Annotated in this window: 8 protein-coding genes; 1 reads left to right on the top strand and 7 read right to left on the bottom strand. The window is 63.8% G+C overall.

Going from position 1 to position 8610, the window contains the following annotated elements:
* The first annotated feature begins 233 nt into the window (after positions 1-233).
* Positions 234-1178 carry a phosphoribosylaminoimidazolesuccinocarboxamide synthase gene (locus tag AC1Q6Z_RS24660; RefSeq protein ID WP_492649637.1) on the top strand — a complete coding sequence of 315 codons (945 nt, stop codon included), beginning with the start codon at positions 234-236 and terminating at the stop codon, positions 1176-1178.
* On the opposite strand, the gene AC1Q6Z_RS24655 is transcribed toward AC1Q6Z_RS24660, so the two are convergent.
* The 7 genes from AC1Q6Z_RS24655 to AC1Q6Z_RS24625 form a co-directional block, all read right to left on the bottom strand.
* Positions 1166-1993: an MBL fold metallo-hydrolase gene (locus tag AC1Q6Z_RS24655; RefSeq protein ID WP_492649629.1), complete on the bottom strand. Its 828-nt coding sequence runs from the start codon at positions 1991-1993 to the stop codon at positions 1166-1168. The genes AC1Q6Z_RS24660 and AC1Q6Z_RS24655 overlap by 13 nt on opposite strands.
* A gap of 2 nt (positions 1994-1995) precedes the next feature.
* Positions 1996-2775, bottom strand: a complete 780-nt coding sequence (locus tag AC1Q6Z_RS24650; protein WP_492649628.1) for a TatD family hydrolase — start codon at positions 2773-2775, stop codon at positions 1996-1998.
* Between the two features lie 7 nt (positions 2776-2782).
* Complete coding sequence (gene metG / locus AC1Q6Z_RS24645) at positions 2783-4333, bottom strand: methionine--tRNA ligase (RefSeq protein ID WP_492649627.1); 1551 nt, start codon at positions 4331-4333, stop codon at positions 2783-2785.
* A gap of 77 nt (positions 4334-4410) precedes the next feature.
* Entirely contained in the window at positions 4411-5442 is a 1032-nt protein-coding gene (locus AC1Q6Z_RS24640) for a DNA polymerase III subunit delta' (protein ID WP_492649626.1), read from the bottom strand.
* Entirely contained in the window at positions 5439-6122 is a 684-nt protein-coding gene (gene tmk, locus AC1Q6Z_RS24635) for a dTMP kinase (protein ID WP_492649625.1), read from the bottom strand. The genes AC1Q6Z_RS24640 and tmk overlap by 4 nt, the downstream gene beginning before the upstream one ends.
* Positions 6123-6231: 109 nt before the next feature.
* A complete protein-coding gene (locus tag AC1Q6Z_RS24630; RefSeq protein ID WP_492649624.1) occupies positions 6232-7395 on the bottom strand; it encodes a D-alanyl-D-alanine carboxypeptidase family protein in 1164 nt (387 codons plus the stop codon).
* Positions 7396-7466: 71 nt separating this feature from the next.
* On the bottom strand, positions 7467-8438 hold the full coding sequence (locus AC1Q6Z_RS24625) for a septal ring lytic transglycosylase RlpA family protein (RefSeq protein ID WP_492649636.1): 972 nt from the start codon (positions 8436-8438) through the stop codon (positions 7467-7469).
* Positions 8439-8610 lie beyond the last annotated feature (172 nt).

Here is an 8610-nt window from a genome sequence, read left to right as displayed (position 1 = left end):
TCCCAGACGTCATTCAGACCCGGGGAGTGTGACATTCCAACTTTGCAGAAACAGGACATTCTAACTTTGCGGCTACACCCATAAGTCGGATAAGATAGATTATGGAACTAAATGATATGCCGAAACGCCCAAAGACGCTGGAAATCCGGTTTCCGCCTTGACCCGGCACCTCTCACAGCCTTAAGCGAAACGGCAGACGGAACCAACAGCGAAAGCCTGCACCGATGAGCGAGTTGCGCATTCTCTCCGACGCCCACATTCCGGAACTGCCGAACCGCTACAACGGCAAGGTCCGCGAGAATTACGACCTGGCCGATGGCAGCCGCATCATCATCGCGACGGATCGGCTCAGCGCCTTCGACGTCATCCTGACGGCCATTCCCTATAAGGGCCAGGTGCTGACGCAGACGGCGCGCTACTGGTTCGAGGAAACCGCCGATATCTGCCCGAACCATGTGCTGGCCTATCCGGACCCGAACGTCGTCATCGGCACGCGGCTCGATATCCTGCCGGTCGAGGTCGTTGTGCGCGGTTATCTCGCTGGAACCACCAGCACCTCGATCCTGACGAAGTACCGCAAGGGCGAACGCCAGATGTACGGCATCACCCTGCCGGACGGTCTTCGCGACAACGAGAAACTGCCCGAGCCGATCATCACGCCCACCAGCAAGGCCTTTGACGGCGGGCATGACGAACCGCTTTCCGGCGAGGAAATCCTTGCCCAGGGCCTGCTGACGGCCGAGCAATGGGAAACGGTGTCGCGTTATGCGCTGTCGCTCTTTGCACGCGGCCAGGCGCGCGCCGCCGAGCGCGGCCTCATCCTCGTCGACACCAAATACGAATTCGGCACGGACAAGGACGGCCGCATCGTGCTGGCCGACGAGATCCACACGCCGGATTCGAGCCGCTACTGGATCGCCGAGAGCTACGAAGAGAGTTTTGCCAAGGGTGGCCGCCCGGCGAGCTTCGACAAGGACTTTGTGCGCGCCTGGGTCACCGAGCGCTGCGATCCCTACAAGGATCCGATTCCGGAAATCCCGCGCGACCTGGTCGAGCAGACCTCGAAGGTTTACATCCAGGCCTTTGAACAGATTACCGGAAAGACCTTCGTGCCGGATCTCTCCGGCGCGACCGTGCTGGACCGTATCCGCAAGAATCTGGCACCTTACTTCGCCTGATCGTCGGCGAGTTCGACCTCGAAACTCAAGCCATCAAACGCCGGTTCCACATGGGCCGGCGTTTCTTTTTGCACGGTGTCGTAGTCGAGCGGCACATGCATATGGGTCAGGATGGCGCGCGCCGGCTTCAGGCGTTCGATCCATTCCAGCGCCTGGCTGAGCGACAGATGGCTCGAATGGAAGCGATATTGCAGCGCATCGACGATCAGCACGTCGAGGTCTTTCAGCCGTGGGACCGTCTCGTCCGGAAAGTCGCTGATATCACTGCAATAGGCGATGTCACCGATGCGAAACCCCAGCGAATGGATCGAGCCGTGCACCTGGAGCAGGGGCTGAAACACGATCGAGTCCCCTGCTCCCGTTATCGTCACCGGCGCGTCCATCGGCTCGATCAAGTTCTCCGTCACGATCGGCGGATACATGCTGCCCGCCGGCGTCTTCAGGCAATAGCCGAAACCCTCGCGGATACGCTCCATGGTGATGACATCCGCCCAGATCGGCACCTGCTTGCGATTGAGCAGCACGAAACCGCGGATATCGTCGATGCCGTGGATATGGTCGGCATGGGCATGCGTGTAGAGCACCGCATCGATGTTCTCGACGCCCGCGGCGATCATCTGCGTGCGGAAATCCGGCCCGGTATCGATGACGACGGTGGTGCAGCCGAGCGGCCCGAACTGCTCGACGAGGAAGGCCGCGCGGGTGCGGCGGTTTTTGGGGTTGGCGGGATCGCAGGCACCCCAATCGCCGGTGATGCGCGGCACGCCGGGCGACGAGCCGCAGCCGAGAATGGTGAAGCGTCGCCGGTAGACCACCGCTACACCCGCGGCATCTTCGAGAAGACGCGGAAGGCGTTTTCGGTCGTGATGCGCGCGATCTCTTCCGCGCTGACGCCAATGGTCTCGGCGAGCACCGCGGCGGTGTGCGCCACATAGGCCGGCTCGTTGCGCTTTCCGCGGAACGGTTTTGGCGCGAGGTAGGGGGCGTCGGTTTCCACCAGCATGCGCTCGAGCGGCACGGTCTTGGCGATATCGCGCAGCTCTTCCGATTTCGGGAACGTCAGAATGCCGGAAAACGAGACATAGCCGCCGAGCTCGACGCCGATGCGCGCCAGGTCCGGGCCGGAAGAGAAACAATGCAGCAGGAAGGGGAAGGCGCCCTTGCCCGTTTCCGCCGTTAGGATCGCCGCCATGTCCTCATCCGCCGAGCGGCTGTGGATGACGAGCGGCAGGCCGGTCTCGCGCGCGGCGGCGATGTGGTTGACAAGGCCGGTCGCCTGCGCGTCGCGCGGCGCGTTGTCGTAGAAATAGTCGAGGCCCGCCTCGCCGATCGCCACGACACGCGGATGCTTCGAGAGCTCGACGAGCTCCGCAACGGAGACATCCAGCTCCTCGTCCGCATTGTGCGGATGCGTGCCGACCGAGCAGAAGACCGACGGGTATTTTTCGGCGATCGCCAGGATCGTCGGGAATTTCCGCACCCGCGTCGAAATCGTGATCATCTGCTTGACGCCGGCCGCGTGCGCCCGCGCGACGATGTCGTCGCGCTCCGCTTCGAAATCCGGAAAATCCAGATGGCAATGGGTGTCGATCAGCATCGCCGCGTCAGGCCTCGGGCGCCACGTAGCGCGGGAAGACCGGCGTCGGCGCCTCCAGCGGCGTCCCGCTGACAAGACGGCCGGCCTCGCCGAGCGCCGCGAAATCGCGCTTTTCGACGGGGGACGCGACGAGATCGAGCATCTTGCGGCTGGATTTCGGCATGAACGGCTGCAGCAGGATCGCGATCTGGCGCACGACTTCCGCCGTCACGTAGAGCACGGTGCCCATGCGGACCGGATCGGTCTTCTTCAGCGCCCAGGGCGCCTCGCCGGCGAAGTAGCGGTCGGCCTCCGAGACGACGGCGATGATCGCGGCCAGCGCCTTGTGGATCTGCTGCCGGCCCATTTCCTCGCGGGTCAGCGCATAGAGCGCATCGACGGAAGCGAGCATCGCGCGGTCGGCGTCGGTGAGTTCGCCGCAGTCGGGCACCTTGCCGTCGCAGTTCTTCACGATCATCGACAGCGAGCGGCTGGCGAGGTTGCCGATGCCGTTGGCGAGGTCGGAATTGATGCGGGTCGCAATGCCCTCCTCGCTGTAGCTGCCGTCCTGGCCGAAGGAGACCTCGCGCAGGAAGAAGTAGCGGATCGGGTCGAGGCCGAAGTGGTTCACCAGGTTGACCGGATCGACCACGTTGCCGAGCGACTTCGACATCTTCTCGCCCTTGTTGAGCAGGAAGCCATGCGCGAAGACGCGTTCGGGCAGCGGCACGCCGGCCGACATGAGGAAGGCCGGCCAATAAACGGCGTGGAAGCGGATGATGTCCTTGCCGATGATGTGGATGTTCGCCGGCCAGTATTTTGCCAGCGGGCCTTCCGGGTCCGTCAAGTAACCGGTCGCAGTGATATAGTTGGTCAGCGCGTCGACCCAGACATACATGACATGCGCCGGATCGCCCGGGACCGGAATGCCCCAGTCGAAGGTCGTGCGCGACATGGAGAGGTCCTTGAGGCCGGACTTCACGAAGGAGATCACCTCGTTGCGGCGCTCGGCCGGGCCGATGAAGTCCGGGTTGTCCTCGTAGTGCTTGAGGAGCTTGTCCTGGTAGGCGGACAGGCGGAAGAAATAGCTCTCCTCCTCCACCCATTCGACAGGCGTGCCCTGGGGTCCGTAGCGCACGCCGTCGTCGCGCTTTTCCGTCTCGTTTTCCTGGTAATAGGCCTCGTCGCGCACGGAATACCAGCCGGCATAGCTGTCCTTGTAGATGTCGCCATTGGCGGCCATGCGGCGCCAGATCTCGGCGCAGGCCTCGTAGTGGCGCTCTTCGGTGGTGCGGATGAAATCATCGTTCGACGCATTAAGAAGAACGGCCATATCCTTGAATTCTTTCGAATTCCGATCGGCAAGCTCCCGCGGGGAAATGCCCTCCTTGCGCGCCGTCTGCTGCATCTTCTGGCCGTGTTCGTCCGTTCCCGTCAGAAAGAATACATCGCGTCCATCGAGCCGCTGGTAACGCGCCATGGCATCCGTCGCGATTAGCTCGTAGGCATGGCCGATATGCGGCTTGCCGTTCGGATAGGAAATGGCGGTCGTGATGTAGAAACGGGACGTGTCGGTCATGGGTGCGTTCTGTCTTCGGTTGTGCAATGCCGCAAGGTATTAGACCATGCGGGCGGAGAGGGAAACAGCAAGTTGACTTAAAGCGAGGCGCGGATGTCGTCGAGCACGCTGATGATCGTCTGTTTTCGATCGAGATTATAGGCCTGCGCAACGGTGATGCGCTCGTTGAGCAACGAGGCGAGCTGGGCGAGGCGGTCGGCGCGGGAAATGTCGCCGGCAAGGGCGGCGGCGCGGGCGGCGTCGGTCACGAAATCGGTGGCGTGCTGGCAGAAGAAGGAGAAGACCGTGTCGCTGTCCTTTGCCGAAAGCACGTCGGCAAGCTTGTGCACGTCGCGGCGCGGCGGCTCAACCGGGGCCGCGACGATGGTGCGAAAAGCCTCGACGATGTCGAAGCCGCCGTAGTTCACCAGCTTCAGCGCCTCGGAAACACTGCCCCGGGCGGCGGAGAGCACATCCCCTGCCCGCGGGCCCGAAGGTGCAGCGCCGAGGCTTTCCAGCGCGGCGGCAAGGTCGTTTTCCGAAAGCGGCGACAGCGTCAGCGGCAGGCAGCGCGAGCGGATCGTCGGCAGAAGCTTTCCTGGCGCGTGGGTCAAGACGAGGAAGAGCGAGCGTTTGGGCGGCTCTTCGAGGATTTTCAGGATGGCATTGGCGGCGTTGCGGTTCAGGTCATCCGCCGGGTCGATGATGATGATGCGCCAGTTGCCGGTGCCCGAGGTCTGCGCCAGGAATTTGCCGGCCTTGCGCACCTCGTCCACTGTGATGGCCGATTTCATCTTGCCGGTTTTCTCGTCGACCGGGCGGGAGAGATGTAGCAGGTTGTGCGAAGCGCCGGCCGCCAGCTGGCGGGTGATCGCGGCTGCGCGCGATGGGTCTGCCATGGTCTCCGGCGCCTCTGCGGGCTCCGGGTGGTGCAGAACGTGGTTTGCGAAGCGGAAGGCGAGCGTCGCCTTGCCGATGCCCTGCGGCCCCTCGATCAGGATGGCGTGATGCCCCTTGCCGGAGCGATAGGAGCGCGCCAGGAAGGCTTCGGCCTCGGCGTGGCCGAAAAGCTTCGTCTGCTCGGCGGGATGGACCGCGCCGTCGAGAATGCCTGGCCGCTCGTCGCTCACGAGACATGCTCCGGCCGACCCTCGGCCGTGATCGGCAGCAGCGTCTCGACGATGGAAAGCACCTGCGCCGCGATCACCTCCTGCGTCTCCGTCGCATCCACCACGCGGCAGCGCAGCGGCTCGCGCTCGGCGATGTCGAGGAAGGCTTCGCGGCGTTTTTCGTGCGTTTCCAGCTCTTCCTTCTCGAAGCGATCGGGCTCGGCGCTCTCGCCCGCCCCGGTGCTGCGCTCGCGGGCGCGTTCCAGGCCGATGGCGGCCGGCAGGTCGAAGATGATCGTGCAATCCGGAACGACGCCATTAATGGCCACGCGCTCCAGCGCCTCGATGAAGGGTTGCTCCAGATTGCCGGTGATGCCCTGATAGACGCGGGAAGAATCCATGAAGCGGTCGCAGAGCACGACGGTGCCCGCCGCAAGCGCCGGGCGGATGACCTGCTCGACATGATCGCTGCGCGCGGCGGCAAAGAGCACGGCCTCCATGCGAATGCCGTACGGCTCCGCCGCTCCCGAAAGCAGAACGTGGCGAACGGCTTCCGCCCCCTTGGAGCCGCCGGGCTCGCGCGTCATCAGCACGGTGAGGCCGCGTTCACGCAAGGCTGCCGCCAGAAGCCGGATCTGCGTCGACTTTCCGGCGCCCTCGCCGCCTTCGAACGTGACAAACAAACCCGGTGCGGCAGACAAATCCTACTTCCATTTCCCTGGCAATGTCCGGCAAAGGCCGGGATGACTCGGGATCACTACTAACCCATGTTTCCGGCCGGCGAAACGCTTTTCGCCCCGCTTCGCCCTTTCAAATCCAGAAGAAGAAGAGTTCGATCAGCGCATCGAGCGCGCGCACCCGCAGCGTGCCCTCGCCCACCGTGCCTGCCGTCTTCACCGGCACCTCGCGCAAAAGCTGCTTGTCGTTCCAGATTTTCAGCGTGCCGACCGCCTGCCCCGGCGTCACCGGCGCGCGCACCGGCCAGCTATAGACGACGCGCGCGACGAGGCGCTGCGAATTGTCCTTCGGCAGAAACACGTCCACCTGCTCGCCGGCGACCAGCGGCACCGTCGAGGCATCGCCGCCATAGACGCTCGCATCCGCAATGGCCTCGCCCTCCTTGAACAGCGTGCGCCGTTCAAAGGAAGAGAGCGCCCATTCAATGATGCGGCGGGATTCCTCGATGCGCGTCTTTTCGTTTTCCAGGCCGCCCATGGCGAGCAGCAGGTGTTTGCCATCCCGGTTGACCGCCGCGACGATCGAATACCCGCCCTCCTCCGAAAAGCCGGTGACGAAGCCCGTTACGCCGATATTTAGCGCCAGCAGCGGATTGCGGTTGCGCTGCTTGATCTTGTTCCACTCGAATTCCGGTTCGAGATAGTAGCGCATATGCTGCGGATAGGTGGTCTGCAGGTGGCGCGCGAGCAGCACCATCTCGCGCATCGTCACCTTGTTTTCCGGGTTCGGCAGGCCGGTCGCATTGGCGAAGTTCGATTTCACCAGCCCGAGCGCCCGCGCCTCCTCCGTCATGCGTTCAGCGAACGCGCTCTCCGAGCCGGCAATGCCTTCGCCCAGGATGATGCAGGCATCGTTGGCGAACTGAACCGTGACGCCGCGGATCAGGTCCTCCACGCGTACATTCGATTTCAGCGCGGCAAACATGGTGGAGGTGCGCGACGGCGCGCCGCCGGTCCGCCAGGCATATTCGGTCACGGGATATTGCGTCTCAAGCGTGATGCCGCCCTCGGCAAGCGCCTTGAACACCGTGGCCATGGTCATAAGCTTGGCGAGCGAGGCGGCCGGGACCGCATCGTCCTCGGCGCGGGCGAACAGAACCGTGCCGGTTTGCGCCTCGATGAGATAGACCTGCTTCGCCTTAACGTCGAAGCCGGCTTGCGGCGCCGCGGACTGGGCGTGCGCAACGCTGATGAAGAACAGGGAAAAAACGACGACGGCGAAAAGGCGGCGATGCATGGCGACTCCGGGATGTCGTCACACTCCCACAGCCGCCTGCATTGCGCAAACGGCTTTGGGGACGCGGGCGATCAGCCCGCGTTGTCGGCGAGTGCGGAGAGCGGCGTGAGTTTTCCGTCGATCGTCAGGATGGCGTCGAAGGCGCCGGCCGCGTCGCGCACGCGCTCGTCCGCATAGGCGGCGGCATAGCTCGGCTCGGTCGAAAGGTCGGGCACGAAATTCGGCCGTTCCATCGGCAGCGGGCCGATTTCCGGCAGCATGACGAACTGTCCCATCGCCTGGAAGGCGTCCGTCGTCGGCGTTGTCTTGGCGAGCGCCGTCATCGTGCTCTGTTCGGGAACGGTAAGCGTGCCCTCACCCACACCCGGCAGCGCGCTGTCATCGGCGGAAGCCACCATCACGCCCGTCGCGATCTGGCCACCCGGATCGACCGCCGGCACGCGAGAGCCCTTGGTGACGTACGATGCCATCAGATAGGGCATGTCGTTGCCCTCGAGCGGCGCCTTGCCGACATATTGCACGCGCACCTTGGCCGTGCCGGTGCGCTTCATGTCGAGCAGGTCGGCGGTCTTCGAGGAAACGTCGATCACGCGGCCTTCATGGAACGGGCCGCGATCGTTGACGCGAACGACGACTGACGTGCCGTTCTCCATGTTCGTGACGCGGGCATAACTCGGCAGCGGGAATGTCGGGTGCGCGGCGGAAAGATGGTAGCGGTCGTAGACCTCGCCATTCGCCGTCCTGCGGCCGTGGAAGGCGGAGCCGTACCAGGATGCGAGGCCGGTCTTGTTATAGCCGGGCTCTTCGCGCGGCTTGTACCACTTGCCGCGGACCTGATAGGCCTTGCCGAGCTGGTAGCGGCCGCCGCCCTTCGGCACGGCCTGCCCGTCCTCGACGACGCGCGGGCTCGCCTTCACGCCATATTCGGATTCGGAGAAATATTCCTTGCCGCGCACCTTCTTCTTGGTGGGCGCCGGTGTCGTCGTGGCACAGGCCGCAAGGCCCGCACAGACCAGCGGAATAGCCAGCAACCGCAGGCCCATGCCAAACCGGGTCACGTTCTTCTCGAAGTTTTTATGTCCCACGCCGCTATTGTCCCCGACGGTGCGCCAGTCAACCTGCCTTGCCCCTGCAAGCCGGCCGTCAATGCCACTCAGTAAATAACAGTACGTTAATCATGCCAATAACATGGCAAAATTGCGAATGGATAGGAAG

This window comes from Shinella sp. GW835-FHT14H05 (assembly GCF_058793575.1).
The sequence above is the reverse complement of the archived record's forward strand: the minus strand, read 5'-3'. Positions and strand labels throughout refer to the sequence as shown.